The sequence below is a fragment of the Arthrobacter sp. SDTb3-6 genome, assembly GCF_013376095.1.
Classification (GTDB): Bacteria; Actinomycetota; Actinomycetes; order Actinomycetales; family Micrococcaceae; genus Specibacter.
The window spans coordinates 36,365-56,042 of sequence record NZ_JAAMFN010000031.1; the positions used below are offsets into that span (position 1 = coordinate 36,365).

At 63.6% G+C, this 19,678-nt stretch carries 19 protein-coding genes; 14 read left to right on the forward strand and 5 right to left on the reverse strand.

Features of this window, described 5'->3' with window-relative positions; translation table 11 throughout:
* Window positions 1–150: 150 nt before the first annotated feature.
* On the reverse strand, window positions 151–786 hold the full coding sequence (locus G6035_RS14590) for a CoA pyrophosphatase (RefSeq protein WP_176617828.1): 636 nt from the start codon (window positions 784–786) through the stop codon (window positions 151–153).
* On the reverse strand, window positions 783–1,424 hold the full coding sequence (locus tag G6035_RS14595; protein WP_176617829.1) for a TetR/AcrR family transcriptional regulator: 642 nt from the start codon (window positions 1,422–1,424) through the stop codon (window positions 783–785). Before G6035_RS14595 ends, G6035_RS14590 begins: the two co-directional genes overlap by 4 nt.
* A 246-nt stretch (window positions 1,425–1,670) precedes the next feature.
* On the opposite strand from G6035_RS14595, the gene G6035_RS14600 reads away from it, so the two are divergent.
* The 11 genes from G6035_RS14600 to G6035_RS20205 all read left to right on the forward strand — a co-directional run bounded on the left by G6035_RS14600 (window position 1,671) and on the right by G6035_RS20205 (window position 15,752).
* A complete protein-coding gene (locus G6035_RS14600) occupies window positions 1,671–3,236 on the forward strand; it encodes an ABC transporter substrate-binding protein (RefSeq protein WP_176617830.1) in 1,566 nt (521 codons plus the stop codon).
* A gap of 17 nt (window positions 3,237–3,253) precedes the next feature.
* Complete coding sequence (locus G6035_RS14605; protein WP_176617831.1) at window positions 3,254–4,204, forward strand: ABC transporter permease; 951 nt, start codon at window positions 3,254–3,256, stop codon at window positions 4,202–4,204.
* Complete coding sequence (locus tag G6035_RS14610) at window positions 4,201–5,100, forward strand: ABC transporter permease (protein WP_176617832.1); 900 nt, start codon at window positions 4,201–4,203, stop codon at window positions 5,098–5,100. The genes G6035_RS14605 and G6035_RS14610 overlap by 4 nt, the downstream gene beginning before the upstream one ends.
* The gene (locus G6035_RS14615; protein ID WP_176617833.1) at window positions 5,097–6,929 is read left to right on the forward strand and encodes an ABC transporter ATP-binding protein; all 1,833 of its coding nucleotides are present in this window, start codon (window positions 5,097–5,099) and stop codon (window positions 6,927–6,929) included. Before G6035_RS14610 ends, G6035_RS14615 begins: the two co-directional genes overlap by 4 nt.
* On the forward strand, window positions 6,926–7,744 hold the full coding sequence (locus G6035_RS14620; RefSeq protein ID WP_218063251.1) for an SDR family oxidoreductase: 819 nt from the start codon (window positions 6,926–6,928) through the stop codon (window positions 7,742–7,744). The genes G6035_RS14615 and G6035_RS14620 overlap by 4 nt, the downstream gene beginning before the upstream one ends.
* Window positions 7,741–9,864: an acetate--CoA ligase family protein gene (locus tag G6035_RS14625; protein ID WP_218063252.1), complete on the forward strand. Its 2,124-nt coding sequence runs from the start codon at window positions 7,741–7,743 to the stop codon at window positions 9,862–9,864. Before G6035_RS14620 ends, G6035_RS14625 begins: the two co-directional genes overlap by 4 nt.
* A gap of 39 nt (window positions 9,865–9,903) precedes the next feature.
* Window positions 9,904–11,076, forward strand: coding sequence for an acyl-CoA dehydrogenase family protein (locus G6035_RS14630; protein WP_176617834.1), 1,173 nt, complete (start codon window positions 9,904–9,906; stop codon window positions 11,074–11,076).
* Entirely contained in the window at window positions 11,073–11,810 is a 738-nt protein-coding gene (locus G6035_RS14635) for an enoyl-CoA hydratase/isomerase family protein (RefSeq protein ID WP_218063253.1), read from the forward strand. The genes G6035_RS14630 and G6035_RS14635 overlap by 4 nt, the downstream gene beginning before the upstream one ends.
* Window positions 11,811–12,671, forward strand: a complete 861-nt coding sequence (locus G6035_RS14640; protein WP_176617835.1) for a 3-hydroxybutyryl-CoA dehydrogenase — start codon at window positions 11,811–11,813, stop codon at window positions 12,669–12,671.
* A gap of 21 nt (window positions 12,672–12,692) precedes the next feature.
* Window positions 12,693–13,658: an alpha/beta fold hydrolase gene (locus G6035_RS14645; protein WP_176617836.1), complete on the forward strand. Its 966-nt coding sequence runs from the start codon at window positions 12,693–12,695 to the stop codon at window positions 13,656–13,658.
* Between the two features lie 1,968 nt (window positions 13,659–15,626).
* Window positions 15,627–15,752: a hypothetical protein gene (locus G6035_RS20205; RefSeq protein ID WP_256128009.1), complete on the forward strand. Its 126-nt coding sequence runs from the start codon at window positions 15,627–15,629 to the stop codon at window positions 15,750–15,752.
* Window positions 15,753–15,918: 166 nt separating this feature from the next.
* Here G6035_RS20205 and G6035_RS20665 read toward each other — a convergent pair whose 3' ends face one another.
* Window positions 15,919–16,371: a RidA family protein gene (locus G6035_RS20665; protein ID WP_176617837.1), complete on the reverse strand. Its 453-nt coding sequence runs from the start codon at window positions 16,369–16,371 to the stop codon at window positions 15,919–15,921.
* Between the two features lie 44 nt (window positions 16,372–16,415).
* Here G6035_RS20665 and G6035_RS14655 point away from each other — a divergent pair, with 44 nt between their 5' ends.
* A complete protein-coding gene (locus G6035_RS14655) occupies window positions 16,416–17,183 on the forward strand; it encodes an Asp/Glu/hydantoin racemase (RefSeq protein ID WP_176617838.1) in 768 nt (255 codons plus the stop codon).
* 68 nt (window positions 17,184–17,251) lie between these two features.
* Here G6035_RS14655 and G6035_RS14660 read toward each other — a convergent pair whose 3' ends face one another.
* Window positions 17,252–17,992 carry a maleate cis-trans isomerase gene (locus G6035_RS14660; RefSeq protein ID WP_176617839.1) on the reverse strand — a complete coding sequence of 247 codons (741 nt, stop codon included), beginning with the start codon at window positions 17,990–17,992 and terminating at the stop codon, window positions 17,252–17,254.
* A 120-nt stretch (window positions 17,993–18,112) separates the two neighbouring features.
* Here G6035_RS14660 and G6035_RS14665 point away from each other — a divergent pair, with 120 nt between their 5' ends.
* Together G6035_RS14665 and G6035_RS14670 are read left to right on the forward strand one after the other, a co-directional pair.
* The gene (locus tag G6035_RS14665) at window positions 18,113–18,616 is read left to right on the forward strand and encodes a DUF3830 family protein (RefSeq protein ID WP_176617840.1); all 504 of its coding nucleotides are present in this window, start codon (window positions 18,113–18,115) and stop codon (window positions 18,614–18,616) included.
* Window positions 18,617–18,678: 62 nt separating this feature from the next.
* Window positions 18,679–19,332, forward strand: a complete 654-nt coding sequence (locus G6035_RS14670; protein ID WP_176617841.1) for a GntR family transcriptional regulator — start codon at window positions 18,679–18,681, stop codon at window positions 19,330–19,332.
* A gap of 118 nt (window positions 19,333–19,450) precedes the next feature.
* Here the strand turns inward: G6035_RS14670 and G6035_RS14675 are convergent.
* Window positions 19,451–19,678: hypothetical protein (locus G6035_RS14675; protein WP_218063254.1), on the reverse strand; the 228-nt coding region annotated here is incomplete at its 5' end.

Genomic DNA, 19,678 nt, shown 5'->3' on the forward strand with positions numbered 1-19,678 from the left:
TGCCGCAACCGAGTGCATCAGCGACCGGATCCAGCCGCAGGAACGGCGAGGAAACTCCTAACAACCTGTCGCACAACACCATACGGTTCAAAGTGCAACCCTGGCTGGTGGCATGCGCACCGCATTTTGCGACGCCTCTTTGCCCGGTCACTAATTTGCCGTGAATTCGGGCTCGTGCGTAGCGTTGACGCGGAGCGCCTGGCCTTTCAGCCCGATAGCAGCGAACTGCCACAATATGGCGCCTGTAGGGGCATGGACCACCATGTCGTGGCGCAGCGGCATTTGCAGCAACGGGCCGGACGCGGATTGTTTCCATCGGGGTGCGCCGGGGGCCATCAGCCTTGCCACGGGGATCGGGTGAAGGGATGCCACTTCGGCAGGGGTTCGACGCGGACTTTGCGGTCCGCCCAGGACGACTACGACAGGGGTGATGACTATGCCGCGGGAGGCGGCGAAATCGTCCAAAAGCCCCAGCACATTGCCGGGTGGGGCTTGCAGTCCTGTCTCCTCCCGAAGTTCGCGAAGCGCCGTTTCCACCAAGGTTTCTCCGGGATCTGCCTTCCCTCCGGGTAATGCCCACTGTCCGGGGTTTGATCCGCGGGAGGCGCGCTTGATCATCAGGAAGTGCGCCTGCCCTGCCTTTTCGTAGAGGGTGATCGCCACGGCAGCGCGTCGGATGCCTTGAAAATTCGGTGCGGGCTTCCTGGGCCAGGCTGCCAGCCGTGCGGCGATGCTGCCGCGTAGTTGTTCCAACGATGCCGGGCGAGAGGGCGGAGATTCGGTCATGCTGCTCCTGAGGCTGCCAGACTCTTGGCGCCAGGCTGCAGGCCGAGGTGGGCGTCAATAATGTTGATGAGCATCTGTCGCATTGAGTCGACGGTCATGTTCGGGGCTCCGGTCAGGATTTTAATGGCAGCGCCGTCCGTGGCGGATGTGAGGAGCCGCGCAAACAATGTGGGATCAGTGTCCCGGAAGATGCCCTGCCGTTGGCCGCGCCGCACCGTGCGCTCCACCGCGTCCAGCCATCGGTCGTAGAAGTCATTGTGTATCGATCTGAGCTCAGGGTTCAGGCATGTCTCGGTCCAAAACTGCAGCCAGATCGACCACTCGTTGCGAACCTGGACACCTGCCGGCAACTGCATCTCAATCAAGGCCAGCAGCCGCTTGCGTGCGTTGTCAATCTGCCGGATCGCTTCGCCCTGGCGGATGAATGCCTGATCGACGCAGAACCTTAGGGCTTCGCGCAGGACGTCGTCCTTGCCCGGGAAGTAGTAGTGGATGGTCCCGGTGCTGGTGCCGCAGATCGCGGCAATGTCCTGCACCCTGACGTGGTGATAGCCGCGTTCGGCAATCAGGGGCCAGGCCGCTTCGAGGATCGCATTGCGGCGGTCCGGTTTTCCCCGTGCCTCAGTCGCTTCATTCATGGCTGATCCTTCCCCGCATCGGATGCTCGTTGTGATGACTTTAGCTTAATCTCAAGACTGACGCATCAGTTAATAATTTTTTCGACTTGGGTCCTTCATTTTTAAGAGAAGTTGACTCGTAGTTCGCCATATTTCAGCGAACCCTTGACATCTGTGATGGCAGCCACAATGCTATCTAAATGATCGACGCGTCAGTCAGGCGTGACGATATCCAGTTTTCCTTCACTGTTGCAGGAGTCAAATGCTATGAACGCTCCCCGGCGCCCCAAGACTTTACGCACCCTTACAGCCACGCTATTGGCGGCCGCGATGATAGGCCTTGCCGGCTGTTCGTCCGCCCCCGGAACTTCCACCGCCGCCGTCAATTCCACGCCGAAGGACGGCGGGACCCTGCGGGTGGGCATCGTGGGGGGATCAGCCAAGGACAGTCTCGACGCCCACTCGCCCGTGACCCACCCGGACGAGGCCCGCGTCATTCAACTTTACGAAACGCTTGCCACCTATGACGTCAACCACAAAGTGGAGATGGCGCTGGCGGACAAGATCACGCCCTCTGCCGACGCCAAGATCTGGACGGTCCACCTGCGCGACGGATTGAAATTTAGCAACGGCAAGCCGATCACGGCCAACGACGTCATCTTTACGTTCAAGCGCATCACAGACCCGAAGGCTCCCATGGCCGGGGCCAATGCCTTTTCCGCACTGAACCGGGACGGCTTGAAGGCGGTGGATGCCCAGACGATCATTTTCCCTTTTAAAACTCCCTTCGCCACGTTCCCGGACACGGTGGCCCAGTACAGCACCGGCATCGTGCCGGTGGGCTATGACCCCAAGAACCCCGTCGGTTCCGGCCCCTTTATGATGAAGGACTTCACCGCGGGCCAGCAGAGCACGTTTGTGAAGAATCCGTACTACTGGCGCAAGGGCGAACCCCATTTGGCTGCCGTGACCATCATCGATTTCCCCGACGACACTGCGCGCGTCAATGCCCTGCTGGGCGGCCAGGTGGACGCCATCGACCAGCTGCCGCTGGGCCAGATCAATATCGTCAAGGCCAACCCGGCGCTTAAGGTGCTTGAATCAGCCACCGGCTCATGGGTGCCGTTCACCATGCGTGTTGACCAGCCACCGTTCAACGACCCCAAGGTCCGCCAGGCGTTCCGGCTGATAGTGGACCGCAAGCAGATGGTGGAACAGGTCCTCGGAGGCCATGGCACCATCGGCAACGACCTGTATGCACCCTTTGATGCGTGCTATGCCAAGGGCATCCCACAGCGCAGCCAAAACATCGCCAAGGCAAGGCAATTGCTCGCGGAGGCAGGCAAGACCAACCTGAGCGTGGACTTGGTGACCTCCTCCGCAGCCGCCGGAATGGTGGAAGCGGCCCAGGTCTTTGCCCAGCAGGCCAAGGCCGCCGGCGTCACCGTCAACGTCAAGAAGGTGGACCCTGGCGAATTTTACGGCGACAAGTACCTGCAGTGGAACTTCTCCCAAGACTTCTGGTTCACTCGGGACTTCCTGCCCCAGACGGCCGCCTCAGGCTTCAGCAACTCCCCGTACAACGAGACACACTGGGACAACAAGGCCTGGTCCGATCTGGTCAACAAGGCCAATGCCACCGTGGACATGACGGCGCGCTGCGCGCTCATCCAGCAGGCCCAACAGATCGAGTTCAACGACGGCGGCTACATCATCTGGGGTTTCCCCAACAGCGTTGACGCATATTCCGCCGCAGTGCAGGGTTTCAGCCCGGATAAGAGCGGCATTCCGCTCACGTCATTCGGTTTCCGGAGCGTTTGGATGAACAAATGACCCGCAGAGGCGGTGGCATGAGCCGGATGCTTTTCAGGCGCTCACTGTTTGGCCTCTTTACCCTGTGGATTGTCTCGATCGTGGTCTTCCTGGCCACGCAGGCCCTTCCCGGCGATGCGGCCCAGGCCATCCTGGGCCGCGAGGCCACCCCGGAGCGGCTGGCCGCACTCCGTGCGCAACTCCACCTGGGCGGTTCACTGCCGGAACAATACTTCAGCTGGCTTGGCCATGTGGTCACCTTCAACATGGGATCCTCGCTCGCCAGCGGTAACCCGGTTGTGGACACCATTGGACCGATGGTCCTCAACTCCACGGTCCTGATGTTCGCCTCCGCCGTGATCGCCATCCCGCTGGCCGTCGTCATCGGCACCTGGAGCGCGTTGAAGAAGGACACCGGGGTGGACCATGTGACGGGCGTCGTCACCTTGGTGCTGGCCTCCCTGCCCGAGTTTGTCGTCGGCGTGCTGCTGGTCCTGCTGCTCTCCACCGGCCTGCTGCACCTGTTTCCGGCCGTCTTTGTGCAGATTCCAGGCGAGCATGTCTGGACCCACCCGGACCAGCTGGTCCTGCCCGTCCTGACCCTGGTCCTGGCAGTGTCCCCCTACATCATCCGCATAATGCGCGCCACCATGCTGGAGGTGCTGGACAGCCAATATGTCCAGCAGGCCCGGCTGAAGGGCCTGCCCGAGCGGGAGGTGATCTGGCGGCATGCCATTCCCAACGCCATCGGTCCGGTGGCCCAAGTCATAGCCTTGCAGCTGGCGTGGCTGATTGGTGGCGTTGTGATTGTGGAGTACCTGTTCCGCTTCCCCGGAATCGGCTTTGAACTTATCGACTCCGTGACGAACCGCGACCTGCCAGTCATCCAGGCTCTGGTCATCATCATCGCCCTGTTCTACGTCATCGTGAACCTGTTGGCGGACGTTGTCACCCTGGCGGTAAACCCGAAAGTAAGGACCGCACAATGACAGTCATTGCACGCAAGCCCGCCGGACCCGGCGCGGGCATCACCGTCAAGGCACCGCGCAAGAAGGGCCTGCTGCGCCGGGCCCTCAGGTCCAAGCGGACCATCGTTGGGCTGGTCCTGAGCCTGCTCATCTTCGCGATAGCCTTCCTGGGTCCGTACATCGCTCCACATTCACCAACCGAGTTCGTCGGGGCGCCCTTTTCACCGGCAGGCGTCGGCGGCGCCTTTGGCACCGACAACCTGGGCCGCGATGTCCTTTCCCGGTTCCTGGCCGGCGGCCAAACCCTCATGATCCTTTCGGTGCTGGCCACCGGGATCGGGGTGGGGTTGGGCGCCCTGGTGGGTGTGTTTGCCGCGTACAGCCGCGGCTGGGTGGACGAGGCCCTCATGCGCACCGGCGACGTCGCACTCGCGTTCCCCCAGATTGTGCTTGCCCTGCTGTTCCTGTCCATCATCGGTCCCAAGCTGTGGCTGCTGGTGCTCATGGTGGCATTGGGGCACCTGCCCCGCGTGGCCCGCGTAGTCCGCGGCGCGGCAATGTCCGTCGTCGAACGCGACTTCGTCAAGGCCGCCGAGTCCGTCGGTATCCCGCGCTGGAAAATCATGGTCGGGGAAATCGTCCCCAACTTGAGCAGTACCCTGGCCGTCGAATTTGGCCTGCGCCTGACGTACTCGATTGGCTTGGTAGCCGGACTGAGCTTCCTGGGCCTGGGCATGCAGCCGCCGAGCCCTGACTGGGGCCTGATGATCAACGAAAACCGTGTTGCCCTGACCGTCTCGCCATGGTCGGTGGTACTGCCAGTAGCCGCCATAGCGCTGCTGACGGTCGGCACCAACCTGGTCACCGACGGACTGTCCAAGGCAGCCATTGGCAGCAACGAAGGAGTCGAAGCATGAGCAACTCCGCACCCACCCTGGTGGTGGATGACCTGCGCATCGTCGGGGTCCCGTCAATGGCGAGCATCATTGACGAGCTGACCCTGGAGGTGAACCCCGGAGAGATCCTCGGCGTTGTGGGCGAATCCGGCTCCGGCAAAACCACACTTGGGCTGTCCCTGCTGAACTACTGCAAGGAAGGCACCAAGGTCGAAGGGGGCACCGTCAGCATCCGGGATAATAACCTTGCCGCCCTGAACTGGCGCCAGGTCAGATCGCTTCGCGGCCGCACGGTCGCCTACATCCCCCAGTCGCCGGCTTCGGCACTGAATCCGGCGCTGCGTATAAGCACCCAGCTACGCGAGTGCATCTCCGGCGATTCCTCCACGGTCCTCTCCCGTGTGCGGGAGGTCCTGCGCGAAGTGGCATTGCCGGACGACGACGACTTCCTGGCCCGCTACCCTCACCAGCTTTCCGGGGGGCAGCAGCAGCGCGTGGCCATCGCCATGGCGTTTATGGCCCGGCCCGCGCTGATTGTCATGGACGAGCCCACCACAGGCCTGGATGTCAGCACGCAGGAGCATGTCCTGCTCACAGTGCGCGAGATGTGCAAGACCTATGACTGTGCCGCCGTGTACATCAGCCATGACATGGCCGTCGTCGCTGAACTGGCCGACCGGATCGCCGTCATGTACTCCGGCCGGATCGTGGAGATCGGCAGGACAGCCGATGTCCTGGACCACCCCGCCCACCCCTACACCAGCAGGCTGCTGCTGGCCGTCCCCGACCTTGAAGCCATCCGCCCGATGGTCGGCATCCCCGGGAACGCGCCGTCGCCCATGGGCCGCCCGCAGGGCTGTGCCTTCGCACCCAGATGCCCCTTGGCGGACAGTGGCTGCAGCGTGGAAGCGCCGAAAGCCGTGACCATGGGGGAGCGGCACAGCGTGCGCTGCTTCAAGGCCGGCCGGGCGCTGCCCCCGACACCGGCGCGGCCGCAGCGGGAGCGCTCCGTGCGCGCCCCGGAGGACCGGCCCGTGATCGACATCAGCGGGCTCAAGGCCGGCTATGGCAAGTTCACCGTCCTGGAGGACATCAGCCTCTCCGTCTACCCCGGCGACTGCGTGGCGCTGCTCGGGGAGTCCGGCTCCGGCAAAACGACGCTGAGCAGGTGCATCGCGGGCCTGCACCACAACTTCACCGGCGGGCTCACCCTTGACGGCGAGCCGCTGGCCACCAGCAGTTTCAAGCGGAGCCCCGAACAGCGCCGCCGCGTCCAATACATTTTCCAGAACCCGTACGAGTCGTTGAATCCGCGCCGCACAGTGGAGGAACTCATCCTCCAGCCCGTCCAAGCCGTGCGCGGGCGCGTGCGGAACGCACGGGACCTCGTGGCGACCGCCCTGGAACGCGCCTCGCTGCGCCCCGACCACGCCCGTAGATACCCGGACCAGCTCAGCGGTGGCGAGCGTCAGCGCGTGGCCATCGCCCGGGCGCTTGCCACTGAACCTGAAGTACTGATCTGCGACGAGATCACCTCGGCGCTGGACGTGTCGGTCCAATCATCCCTCGTGGACCTGCTGCGCGGACTGCAGGCCGAAATGGGCCTGACACTGCTGTTCATCACCCACAACATCGCCCTGGTGCGCAACATGGCCCAGCAGGTGGCGGTGCTGGAACGCGGCAGGATCGTAGAGTTCGGTGACGTTGCGGATATCTTCAAGGACCCGCAGCACGCTTACACGCGCTCGCTGATGTCGGCAACGCCGAACTTCCAGCTGCCACGGCAGGCCTACAGCGACCCCGCCGCCGGCGCTTCGCTGCTCGGTGCACCAGACCCGGTGCAACTGTGAGCGCGGACCTGCAACAGTCCATGCCGAGCCTGCACCCGGAGGCCCTTGCCGGAAAGACCGCACTCATCACCGGCGGCGGCACCGGGATCGGGCGGGCAACGGCCGTGGCAATGGCGCGGTCCGGGACCAAGGTGGTGCTCGCCGGCCGGCGGGTGGAACTCCTGGAAGGGACGGCCGAGCTGGTCAGGGCGGCAGGTTCCGAGGCAGCCGTCGTGCCAGGCGACATTCGCGAACCTGGGCAGGTGACGGAACTGGTGGACAAGGCCCTGGAGGCCTACGGGGGCATTGACGTGCTGGTCAACAATGCAGGCGGCCAGTTCCAGGCGCGCGCGGAGGACATCAGCCTCAACGGCTGGCGCGCCGTGCACCGGCTCTCCGTCGAAGCCGTCTGGAACCTCACACACGAGGTGGCCGTGCGCAGCATGATCCCCAACCGCTCCGGCCTTCTGGTCTTCATGGTCTTTTCCCCACACCGTGGCATCCCCGGCATGGTCCACGCCACGGCGGCGCGCGCCGCCATCGAAAACCTGGCCTCGGGGCTGGCCCTGGAATGGAGCCGCTACGGCATCCGATCCGTCGCCGTGGCCCCAGGGAGCATCGTCAGCGAAGGTCTGGAGCAGTACACGGACCAGGCCCGGCGCGAATGGGAACAAGGCGTCCCGCTGGGCCGCCTGGGCCGCCCGGAGGACGTCTCCGAGGTCATCGCGTTCCTGGCCACCGACGCGGCCCGCTACATCACCGGAACCACCATTGACATTGACGGCGGAGCCAACGCTTGGGGTTCCGGCCGTCCCGTCCCCACGAAGGAGCCATGATGACAAGCATCATCGAGCACGACCACCCGGCCCACCGCGGCGCAGCCGGCCCGGACTTCGGCAGCCGCGGTCCAGACAGCCTTGAGGCACTGTTCGCACCCAATGCGGTGGCGATCGTGGGCGCCAGCGACGACACGCGCAAATACGGCAACTGGATCGCCGTGCAGGCGCTCAAGGGCGACCGCCCGGTCCACCTGGTCAACCGGACCCGGGACACCGTGTTGGGACTGCCCACCGTGCCCAGCGTGGTAGCCGTCGGCAGCCCTGTGGATCTGGCCGTCATCGCCGTCCCGGCCGCCGGGTTTGAGGAAGCCGTCGACGACGCCTTGGCCGCCGGTGCCAAGGCCATTGTGGGCATCAGTGCCGGTCTCGGCGAAGCCGGCGAAGAAGGACTTGCGCTGGAGCGGCGCATCACGGCAAAAGTCCACGCCGCCGGCGGGCGCATGCTGGGCCCGAACTGCCTGGGCGTGCTTGACCACACCAGCGGACTGACGCTGGCCTCCAACGAGTTCCCGGTGGGCAACATCGGCGTCATCTCCCAGAGCGGGAACCTGGCGCTGGAACTGTGCACCCTCCTCGTGGACCACGGACTCGGCGTCTCGCGCTTCGCCAGCCTCGGCAACCAGGCGGACCTGGACGCGGCCGACCTGATCGAGGCCTATGCCAGGCACGAGGGCACCGCCGCCATAGCCGTCTATTGCGAGGACTTCAGGGACGGGCGCCGGTTCGCCCGCGCTGCAGCCAAGGCTGCCGCCGCCGGCAAGCCCGTGGTGCTGCTCACGGTGGGCGCCACCGAGGCCTCCGTGCGCAACGCCAAGTCCCATACGGGCGCCATGGTGTCCTCCGGGATCGTGGTCCAGGCCGCCTGCCGTGCCGCCGGAATCGAACAGGTCACCTCCCCGGCCCAAATGGCGCACCTGCTCCAAGCCCTCGTTCGCAGCAAGGTCCCCGCCGGCTCCCGGACCGCAGTGTTTGCCGACGGCGGCGGCCAAGCCTCCGTCGCCAGCGACAGTGCCGCCGCGCAGGGCCTCGACGTCATCGAATTTCCCACGCAGCTGCAGGCGGCCGTGGCCGCGGAGCTGCCGCCCACCGCCGCTGTCAGCAACCCGGTGGACGTGGCCGGCGGCGGCGAGCAGGACATCATGTGCTTCGCCCGGGTTCTTGACCACCTCACCGCCTCCACCGCCGTCGACGCCACACTGATGAGCGGCTACTTCGGTGGTTACGGTGCCTACGGACCCGAACTGGCGGCGAAGGAAATCGCCGCTGCACGCGAGATGGCTGCGTCCACGGCAGCACGGGGTGGCACCGTGGTGGTGCAGACCATGAACTGGGAATCCGCTGCGGCGACGGTGCTGCGCGAAGGAGGGGTGCCGGTCTATCGCGGCATCGAGGAGGCCGCATGGGCGCTGGGCCGCCTGGCCAGGCGCCACTCCGAGCCGGCCACCGGGGTCCCTGATCTCCCCGATCCGGCCGTCGCGGTCGTCGACACCGGCTATTATCCTTCCCGCAGGCTGCTCGCGGAAGCCGGCATCCCGTTCGTCCCGGCAGCCGAAGTCACCACCAAGGACGAGCTGCTGTCCGCGGCGCGCGGCCTGGCCTACCCCCTTGTGCTGAAGGCGCTCGGGGATGAGCATAAAAGTGACCGCGGCGGCGTCGTACTCGGCATTCCCGACGCGGCTGCCCTGGCCGATGCATGGGACGACGTGCAGGCACGCCTGTCGCCGCCGTCGTGCTCGCTGGAGGAGATGGCGGAGCTTTCCGGCGCCGTCGAACTGCTGGTCGGTGTCCGTCGCGACCCCCGGTTCGGCCCCATCATCCTGGTCGGCCTGGGCGGCGTGTTCGCCGAGGTCCTGAACGACGTGCGCTGTGCGCTGGGCCCGGTGACCTGCGAGCAGGCACGCGGGCTGTTGCTCTCGCTACGAGGCGCAGCGTTGCTGACAGGGGCCCGCGGCCGGGCGCCGGTGGACCTGGACGCGGCGGCCGACGTCGTCGCGAAGTTGTCAGAGCTGGCGGCGGCGCACCCGGAGATCAGCGAAATTGAATGTAACCCCGTTGCCGCACTGCCAGACCGGGCGATCGCCCTGGACGCGCGGATCGTCCTCAACCAGCACATTTGAATTATTTTTACCCACCCTTAACGAAGAAAGCAGACCATCATGGACTTCCAGATGACCCCGCGGCAGATCGACCTCAAGCAGCGCGCCATAGCTTGGACCGAGGAAATGAAGCAGTACGAGCTCGACTGCGAAATGAATAACGGGCTCACCTCCGAACAACACGACAAGGTCCGCCAGCTCGTCAAGAACTACGGCCTGGCTGCCATCAACATGCCCGCCGAATGGGGCGGCGCCGGACTAAACGTGCTGGAGCACGCGATCGTCTCGGAAGAGGTCGGCAAGCTCACCGGTGCCTTGTGGGACACCCTATGGCGCCCGGCCAATGCCCTGAAGGCCTGCACGCCGGCCCAGCGCGAGGAGTACCTGATCCCGGAAATCAACGGTGAACGCCGCGACGCCGTTGCCATTACTGAGCCCGAGGCCGGTTCCGACCCCCAAAACATCCAAACGACGGCGGTCAAGGACGGCGACTCCTACTTGATCAACGGCAAGAAGCTTTTCGTCACGGTCGGCGACGCTGCCGACTTCATCCTGGTGCTCGCCAGTGTGGACGGCGCACCCACCATGTTCATCGTCGACAAGGACCTGCCCGGCATTTCCGTCGAGCGCACCCCGCGCTACACGCACACCTTTGTTTATGAACACCCCGAATTCCTGTTTGAGGACGTCCGTGTCGGGGCCGACAAGATCCTCGGAGCAATCGGCCAGGGGTACGAGCTCACCCGCGACTGGTTCGTGGAGGAGCGTCTCATGATTGCCGCCAGGACCATCGGGGCCGCGGAGCGGGCAACCCTGCTTGCCGCGGACTACGCCAAGGAGCGCGTGCAGTTCGGCAAGCCGATCCTGGACTTTCAGCTCATCCAGCGTATGTTGGCGCAAAACACCGTGGACATCATGACCAACCGCGTCCTGACCTACCAGGTGGCGTGGGAGGCGGACCAGGGCATGGACCGCAAGCTGCTCAATGCCAAGGCCGCCGTCATTAAACTCGGCGCCTCCGAAGCGTCCAACCGCTGCGTCGACAACGCCCTCCAGATCTTTGGCGGCAAGGGCTACATGCGCGAAAACCCCGTGGAGCGCCTCTGGCGCGAGCTTCGTGTTGACCGGATCTGGGAAGGCACCTCGGAGATCCAGACCATCATCATCGGCAACGAAATCAACAAGCGCGGTGCAGACGGCCTGCTCGGGTACGCCGGGGCCGTGCCGCAGTGACATCCTCCGACACGGAGCCGCTGGTTGAGCTGCAGGAGCACGGCCGCATCGTGGTCCTGCAGCTCAACCGCCCGGCCAAGATGAACGCGCTCTCCACGGGGCTTGAACAGGCCCTGCTGGACACACTCCACACGCCTCCGGTCCGGGCAGCGCGCGCCATCGTGTTCGCCGGCTCCGAACGGGCGTTCTCCGCCGGCGCAGACACCTCCGAACTGCCCGCGATGACCCCCGACCGGATCGCGGCCTATTATCGCGGCAGCGGTTCCGTGTACGACGTCGTCTCCCGCCTGCCGCAGCCGACCCTCGCCGCCATCTCGGGCTACTGCCTCGGGGCCGGGTTTGAGCTCGCACTCGCCTGTGATGTGCGGGTCGCAGCAGACACGGCCCGGTTCGGGCTGCCCGAGGTGGGGTTGGGCATCCTGCCCAGCTCCGGGGGACTGACCAGACTGGTCCGCGCCGTTGGTCCGGCCTTGGCCAGGGAGATCATCCTGTTCGGCGAGCGGTTTCCGGCCACCGAGGCTTACCGGCTCGGTCTGGTGCGCGAGGTTGTGCCGGCAGCCGACGTGCTGGCCGTCGCCTTGGAAAGGGCCGCTTTCCTGTCCTCCCAGCCTCCATTGGCGGTGGCCTGGACGAAGGCGGCCATTGACGCTGCGGCAGAATCGTCGACTGCCTCGTCGCTGCTCATGGAACAACTGGCCTACGCGGCATTGAACAAGTCGACGGTGGAGGCATAAATGGGCGCTATCCAAAGGGTTGGGGTCCTCGGCTGCGGCCTGATGGGTGCCGGCATCGCGGAGGTCTGCGCACGTGCCGGCAGCGACGTCGTCGTGGTCGAAACCGACGAACGAAGTGCTGCCGCCGGGCAGGCACGTCTCATGAAATCCCTGGACCGTGCCGTGGTTGCCGGAAAGCTCGGTCCGGCAGAGCGCGACGCCGCCGCGGCCAGATTGCGGTTCGGGACGGGCTTCGACGCGTTTGCCGACCGCCAGCTGGTGATCGAGGCGATTCCGGAACTTCCCGAACTCAAGCTGGACGCCTTTCGCCGCCTCGATGCGGCGGTGGCCGATCTTGAGGCCATCCTGGCCTCAAACACTTCGTCGATACCCATCAGCAGGATCGCGGCCGTGACGACGCGGCCCGGGCAAGTGGTCGGCATGCATTTCTTCAACCCCGTCCCCATGCTGAACCTGGTTGAGCTGGTGCCGTCCCTTCGCACAACATCGGAAACCATGGCCCGCACCCGCGACTATGCTTCCTTCGTGCTGGGGAAAAAGGTCATCGCGGCACCGGACCGGGCGGGCTTCGTGGTCAACGCCCTCTTGATTCCGTACATGCTCAGCGCCATCCGGATGCTTGAAGCGGGCTTCGCCACGGCCGAGGACATCGACACCGGAATGGAACATGGCTGTGCGCACCCCATTGGGCCGCTTCGGCTGACCGACCTGGTGGGCTTGGACACCACCTTGCACGTTGCGACATCGCTCTACGAAGAATTCAAGGAGGCGCAGCTGGCGCCGCCGGCCCTGCTGATGCGCATGGTCGAAAGCGGGCGGCTGGGGCGAAAGAGCGGTTGCGGCTTCTACGACTACAGCTGACTTCAAACAGGGAGACCAACAATGGAATCGACTGACTGCACGACCTTGTCACAAACAAGCTTTGATGCCCTGGGCCCGGAGGTGCGAACGCTGCAAACAGCTTCCGGCCGCACCGTCAACTACATCGACGAGGGAGAGCCGGAATGGCAACCACTGGTATTCCTGGGCGGTGCCGGAACCACGGTGCGGGCCTTCAGACTGCTTGAATTCGCCCGCACACTGCGTGAGGAACTCGGGGTGCGGATCATCTCGGTGGAACGTAACGGACTGGGTGGGACGGCCTTTGACCCTGCCGTCGGCCATGAGGAATACGCAGACGACGTGTGGAGTGTCCTGGACTCCTTGGCTGTGGAAAACGTCTCCGTCGTGGCGATCTCCGGCGGTGGCCCCTACGCTGCCTGGCTGGCCGCGGCGCGCCCTGACCGGGTCCGCTCCCTGCACTTGGCCTGCGCCTATTCAGACAAGCTGGCCGGGGCCCAGGTGACGTTCAATGTGGGGCAGATCGCGGCGAACCCTGTCACGTGGTGGACGTTTCCGCCCGAGAGCTCCGTCCACCGGATTCCCGGGTTTGCAGACTCCGTGATCGAGGAGGCGGTGCGGGGCATGTTTGCGCGCGGTCGGGACACACCGCCCGACGGGCTGCAGCACGCCTTCGACCTGTACCAGGAAGTGGTCCTGCCCGACCTCTCGACCATGCCGACGCCGTCGTTCCTCTACTGGGGCGCGGACGACGCGCTCGTTCCGCAAGCACACATGGACCGGTGGCGCTCGTGGTTGCCAAACGTGGCGTGCGAACGTGTTTATGAAGGCGAGGGGCACGATGTTCAGTACCGGCACTGGGACCAAATACTCGTGGACGTGTCGTTTTTGGGCGAACGCGAAATTGTCTCCGCACATGGGGAAACCCTGTTGGCCACACCGCAGCGTGCTGCGGAATTGCGGGCAGCCGGTGCCATGGCAGGCATGGCCGCCTGGTCCACCGACTGACGGCATGAACAGTACGCTGCCAAGGAGCGATGGCGCCGGGAAGGCAGGGGGCCATGGCTATTCTCCGCGGTAAAGTAAAGTGCAGGATACGGGGCAGGATGTAATTGCTGCCGTGGGGAGAGGGTCTTCAATCACGTGCGGGGCTACGCCATTGGCTCGCTGCAGTGGCCTCCGCGGTGGTGGAAACTCATCCCGCGTTTACCTTGCGGAGACGCCGGGTCTGAGGGCTTTGTGTTTGTCGCCAAGGCTGGCGCTCACCACACGGAAACCACGCGCTTTGGCGTAAAACTTGAGCCGGCGCCGTCGATCCCTTTTTACATGCTTTAACCTACTTTCCGTGGGCAAAGCGGGTAATGAGGCGTCTGTGGGGATGGAGATGACCAGCCATATGTACTTCTCGATTTGCTGCACTTTAGGCTGGGGCAGGCTACTCCCCAAATTGCTCGAGGGCATCGGTGACGTCGGGCGGCTCTGCTGCTTTGGCGATGTAGTGCTTTTCGGTAATGGCCAAGTTGGGCGGCGGCTTGCTTGGAGCTGTACTCGTGGTCAATCAGTGTTGCGACGGATTTTCTGAAGACGTGCGGCGTTACCCATTCAAAGCCTGAACCTGCGCGGGCGTCCCGCCACTGCCTGCGAAAGTTGTGGGGCTGCGTACGGTTCCACTCGAGGAAGGGAACAACATGTCCTCCGGTTTAGGATGCTCGGTGGCTTGCCTCCTGGCAAGTCTTTTGAACGCGAATGATGGCAGCTTGACCGTCCTGAAGCCGGCCTTGGTTTTGGGGTGCCCCTGACGGTAGGTGCCGCGCCCCTTCTCCAAAACTACGGCCCGGCTGACATGGGCCGGGTCGGTGAAAATCTGGTGCCGCGCCCACCGGGGTTCGTGCAGTGCCCAGCACCGTGGCCCCGAGTGACCGTATCCAGGTCCGAGGTGACCTGCACCAGCCGCCCGATCGCGGACGGATCCACGCGGGTAGTCGTTCGAATACACCCGCACGTAGTAATCCCTCGACAGGCGCACCTCCTTGCGGAACTCGGCGTCCGGGGCGATCGGGCCTAGCGGGCGCATCGTTGCCCGGTCCCCAACGACCAAATTTTCCGGGGTGCCGTGGCGGGAACGGGTGTATGTTAGCGGGCGGTGGCCGTGGCAGCCAGGCGTAGAGCTGGCCGTTGAGGCCATGCGGGTCTCTGAAGTTCCCCCCGGGCATGAACCCGCGCCGGAAGAACCCGTTCATCCGCTCCACCATTCCCTTGGATTCAGGATCCCTCGGTGGCAGGAGCTTGATCTCGGTGCCCAGCACCCCAGCGAATGCGCTGGCGGGTTCGGTGAGCTTCCCTCGCCCGATCCCGGTCTCGTTGTCCCAGAGCAGGCGGGCCGGGACGGCATCGGCTTCCTGGACCAGTTCCCACATGCCCCCGGGCAGGTTGGTAGTCATGTATGTTGTCGCCTTGCATGCGGGTGAGCCGGTCGGGCACGCGGGGTTTGAGCTTGTGCCAGAGCTTTGAGCTTTGTGGCTACTGGGCGCTGTCCTGTGGTCGATATGTGTCGAGCGCATACCCGTCGTTAGCGCGTAGCGACGTTTACCAACCAAAAAAGGGCCGCCAGATAGCGGCAAACTTCACATTGGCGGATAAATAATTGTTCTTGGTCAGCCAGACCTGCATGGCCAACAATCTCAACAAGGGTCTCACCTTAGGTCTGTTCCCGCAGCTTTTGCCGCTGGCGAGCTCACGATCGAAAAAATCAGGAAACTTCCCGCAGTGTCCTCAATCGTCTGGGGAGCCGTGCAGCTCGTCACCGGCGCTACGTCCGACAAATGGGTCCGTAAACGGAAGGTCGTCAACTGCTCGCTGTCCGGACGGTAGTCTAGGGAAGCGTCGCATCAGCGTACGGGTTCGGGTCGTGGGTCGACACCGCCAAAGGCGACGTGGCCCGCGATGCCGGCGGGCGCGATCCTTGGGGTTTATCGGGTGTCGCCCGACGGCGGATTCGCCGTCGGCGCGCTCCTCACCGGGGTCCCCGCAGCTGTCGCAGCGCTCACCGCAGGATCCGGCATCGTTGTAGCCATCAGCATGCGCGGCAACTATTACGCATAGGACATCAAGCGATCACAGAACAACGCAATTAGCGATCAAATCCTAACTTTCGTAGCGGCGCAGGATCTCCTTCTCACGTGTATGGATGTCGAGACTCGGCGTTTAACGGCCGATGGCCTTCGTGCATGGTTCGGGTTTAGACTTCCGGCAGGACGCCTGCTAATCGCTATTCACTTCGAACGGTTGCAACCAGAGAAATTTCAACTGGTGCACCGCCGGGCAGGCTGGAGACACCGATGGCGGCGCGTACGGGATGGCCCCGCTCGCCAAAATAGGAAGCCAGGACCTCCGACGCACCGTCCATAACCAGCGGGTGGTCCGCGAAGTCGCTTCCGGCGCAAACATAACCTGTCATTGACACAATCTCACGGATCCGGTCCAATCCTCCGACGTGAGCACTAAGGGACGCAAGGCAGTTCAGGACTGCGGTGGCCGCCGCCGAGCGCCCCTCCTCCACAGTCAGGTCTTCGCCCACCCGGCCGCGATGTACGAGGACTCCCTGCACGGCCGACGTGTGCCCGGAGGTGAGGAGCAGTCCATGTGTCTCCTGGACTGGTACATAATTGCCGGCCGGGACCGGGATGGGCGGAAGGGGCCATTGCTCATTCTTGTTGTCCATGGAACCCTATTGTAGACATTTGAACAAATGTGAGAAAGTAGCGTATGACATCTGAATCAAACCTCGCTGCCAACACGCTCGCCGACCCGCCAGGGCCACAGGTATGGCAAGACATCGGCGTCGTCTGCCCCTTTGACATGGCTCTTGATCACGAACTCTGGCGATGGATGCCGGAGGGAGTGAACCTCATCTTCACGCGAACACCTTACTATGACCAGGCTGTGGGTCTGGGCATGGCTGAGGAGATCAGTGATCATGGAGAAATCCAGGATGCGGTCCGGAGCATGGCGTCGATTCGTCCGGCTGTGGTGACATATGCCTGCACCTCGGGCAGCTTTGTCCATGGGGTGGCGGGCGCGCGGAATCTTTCGACGGCCATGCTCGCGGCTGGGGCACCAATCGCCGTGACGACTTCGGAGGGTCTGCTGCTGGCACTCGACGCCCTCGGCGTGACCAGGGTGGCCGTGGCCACTCCGTACCTCGCCGAGTTGACTGACCGGCTGACCTTGTTTCTGGGGCAGGGCGGGAAGTCCGTGGTTTCGCATGAGGGCCTGGGACTGGACCGGGATATCTGGAAGGTCCCCTACTCTGTGACCTGTGACCTGATCCGACAGGCGGACCGGACCGACGCCGAGGCCGTCTTTGTCAGCTGTACTAACCTGCCCACCTACGACCTGATCGTCCACATGGAACGGGAGCTGGGAAAGCCTGTGATCACGGCGAACCAGGTCACTGCCTGGAGCGCCTTACGCCTTATTGGCCGCGGTGCTGTGGGGTCGGAACAGGCTCTGCTCCAAACCGTTAGGAGTTAGCAATCGTAACCTCCTGGCCGATGAGCGCATGCGGCCTCGGCCAGGAGGTTATCTGACGGGCGCCAAGGCTAGGCTTTGGGTGGGGACCGGAAAAGTGAGCCCAGCTGATCCGAATATACAGTTCGGCCGGCGAGCTGGAGACCATACCATGCGGTGACCTGATTCGCGGTCAGGACAGTCTTCCCGAGTACTGATTCGAGCTCATTGATCCAGCGGACCGTGTGTAGCGCTGTGTCAGGAATCAGGACAGCCTGGGCATTCGGGGCGTCCGCGCTGCGTGCCAGGTTGATCACGCTGTCGTGGTCCAGCTCGCCGGCATCTTCACCGGAGGCGATGTCATGGGATGCGAGGTCGAGGACCTCAACGCCTTGGTGGCCTAGCAGTTCCACAAAGTGGCGGGACACTTCGTCGGGGTAGGTCGCTGAGACGGATACCTTCGAGATCCCGAGGTGCTTCAAGGCGGCTGCGAAGGCCAGTGACGTGGATGACGCCGGGACGTGGATGGCTTCCTGGATTTCACGAGCCTGCTGTTGAGCGCCGTCCCAGCCGAACACGAAGCTGCCTGAGGTGCAGGCCCACATGACGGCGTCGGGATTGTGCTTAACGGCAATTTCAGTGGCTCCGCTGAGGAGACGCTCTGTTTTGCCGAGGTCCAGCAGCGCCTGGACCTCGTGCGTGGTGATTTCATCGGGCCCGCCGACTGAGGTGTGGACGACTGGAAGGTAGACGTCCTCACTGAGGATCGACTCCAGGTAAGGGTATTCATCTTCGGCGCTGTGTCCGGGGTAAAGCATTCCAATGGTTGTCATAGTGCTCCTGAGACATGAGCCGCAATGTGGGCGGCACGGGTTTTCACTTCTGCAAAAATAGCTTACAGTTTGATTGTCTACAATCGAAGACTGTTGGAGAAACTTTTGTGAGAGGAAAAAATGCCCCGTTACATCAACATCACCCTTGAGAGCCGCGGAGTCACCTGCCGGGCACGTCTACTCGACGACGAGGCGCCCCGAACGGCTGCGGCAGTCTGGGACTCCCTCCCGCTGAGTGGCCAGGTTTTCCACGGCAAATACGCCCGCAATGAGATTTACAACCTGGTCCCGGCCTTTGCTCCGCAGGAGCCAGGCGCCGAGAACACTACGGTCACTCCCATTCCGGGTGATGTCTGTTACTTCACCTTCAGCGCCAATGATCTGCAGACGCCCTCCCATGGTTACGGACGAGGCGAAGAGGGGCCGAACGATCTCAAAATTATCGTTGACCTTGCTGTGTTTTACGGGCGCAACAATATCCTGCTCAACGGTGACGCCGGCTGGGTGCCTGGCAATGTGTTCGCGACCATCGAAGAGGGCCTCGAAGAACTTGCAGCTGCGTGTCACGATATCTGGATGGGGGGCGCCCGAGGTGAGACTCTAACCTACTCCAGAGTAGAATGAGTAGTCTATTATTGAATTGTCAACCATGAGACGATACTCCATCTGGGGTGAGGACGGAAGGCATGAAAAAGGGAATTCTGGACCCTGTTGTGCAGGAGTCCACTCCGGCCATCATTGCGCGGAAGATCCGTGACGCGATCGCCCAGGGGGACTTTGTCCCCGGTGCGCAGCTTGCTGAGGCCGAGCTGGCCCAGGAGTTAGGTGTCAGTCGCGGCCCTTTGCGGGAAGCGATGCAGCGCCTTACGCAGGAGGGCCTATTGGTGAGCCACCGCAATCGTGGCCTCTTCGTGGTGTCGATGGATCAGGATGATTTCAGGGATATATATCTGGCCAGATCCGCTGTGGAATCGGCCGCCATCACGCTGATCACTCGAGCGGATCCGGAGGGGAATGCCGCCAAGCTGATGGAGGCCGTCCGAGAGATGGAGCATGCCGCAGCCACTCCTGGTGGCGCGGCCATCACGGAGGCGGACATGCGTTTTCATGCCCTCCTGGTCCAGTTGTCCGGCAGCCCGCGTCTCAAAAAGATGCACGACACGCTTCTGACTGAAACGCAGATGTGCCTCAACGCGCTCAAAAGCACCTACGTAACTGCTGACAATCGCATTGCCGAGCACCGAGGCATAGCCGAAGCGATCTCCCAGGGGGACGCGGATCTCGCCGAGAAACTCATGTCTGAGCATATGGACGACGCTCTGATGCGTCTGATTCCCTAGTCCCGGCTCCGCGTGGGACCGTCGGCCTTGGTGGCTGGCGGTCCTTTGTGTTTCTGTCGGCATGGGCTCCTTGTTCGAATGACTCGAGTGTTCGAATGCAACTTGCCTACGTGGTGCCTCATGTCAAGATGCTCGCGAAATGCTTCCCGCGTGCCTCAGCTAAAGTGCTCGTCAAATCATCATGCTGCGTGGGGGGGTGGGAGTAGGTCTTGGCCGCGGCCATCCGGATGAGTTGCTGTTGGATCTCGTTGATCCGGCGGGTCAGCCCGGCCAGGTCCAGGTTGGTGTAGAGGCGGTCCATGTACCGGCGTTGGGGTGCGAGCATGATCCCGGCGTCCTTGATCCC

Coding starts and splice junctions, on each gene's coding strand:
- G6035_RS14655 (WP_176617838.1), top strand. CDS start 16,416: ATGACATCTGAATCAAACCTCGCTGCCAACACGCTCGCCGACCCGCCA.
- G6035_RS14630 (WP_176617834.1), top strand. CDS start 9,904: ATGGACTTCCAGATGACCCCGCGGCAGATCGACCTCAAGCAGCGCGCC.
- G6035_RS14645 (WP_176617836.1), top strand. CDS start 12,693: ATGGAATCGACTGACTGCACGACCTTGTCACAAACAAGCTTTGATGCC.
- G6035_RS14590 (WP_176617828.1), bottom strand. CDS start 786: ATGACCGAATCTCCGCCCTCTCGCCCGGCATCGTTGGAACAACTACGC.
- G6035_RS14665 (WP_176617840.1), top strand. CDS start 18,113: ATGCCCCGTTACATCAACATCACCCTTGAGAGCCGCGGAGTCACCTGC.
- G6035_RS14640 (WP_176617835.1), top strand. CDS start 11,811: ATGGGCGCTATCCAAAGGGTTGGGGTCCTCGGCTGCGGCCTGATGGGT.
- G6035_RS14625 (WP_218063252.1), top strand. CDS start 7,741: ATGATGACAAGCATCATCGAGCACGACCACCCGGCCCACCGCGGCGCA.
- G6035_RS14660 (WP_176617839.1), bottom strand. CDS start 17,992: ATGACAACCATTGGAATGCTTTACCCCGGACACAGCGCCGAAGATGAA.
- G6035_RS14605 (WP_176617831.1), top strand. CDS start 3,254: ATGAGCCGGATGCTTTTCAGGCGCTCACTGTTTGGCCTCTTTACCCTG.
- G6035_RS20665 (WP_176617837.1), bottom strand. CDS start 16,371: ATGGACAACAAGAATGAGCAATGGCCCCTTCCGCCCATCCCGGTCCCG.
- G6035_RS14595 (WP_176617829.1), bottom strand. CDS start 1,424: ATGAATGAAGCGACTGAGGCACGGGGAAAACCGGACCGCCGCAATGCG.
- G6035_RS14600 (WP_176617830.1), top strand. CDS start 1,671: ATGAACGCTCCCCGGCGCCCCAAGACTTTACGCACCCTTACAGCCACG.
- G6035_RS14610 (WP_176617832.1), top strand. CDS start 4,201: ATGACAGTCATTGCACGCAAGCCCGCCGGACCCGGCGCGGGCATCACC.
- G6035_RS14615 (WP_176617833.1), top strand. CDS start 5,097: ATGAGCAACTCCGCACCCACCCTGGTGGTGGATGACCTGCGCATCGTC.
- G6035_RS14670 (WP_176617841.1), top strand. CDS start 18,679: ATGAAAAAGGGAATTCTGGACCCTGTTGTGCAGGAGTCCACTCCGGCC.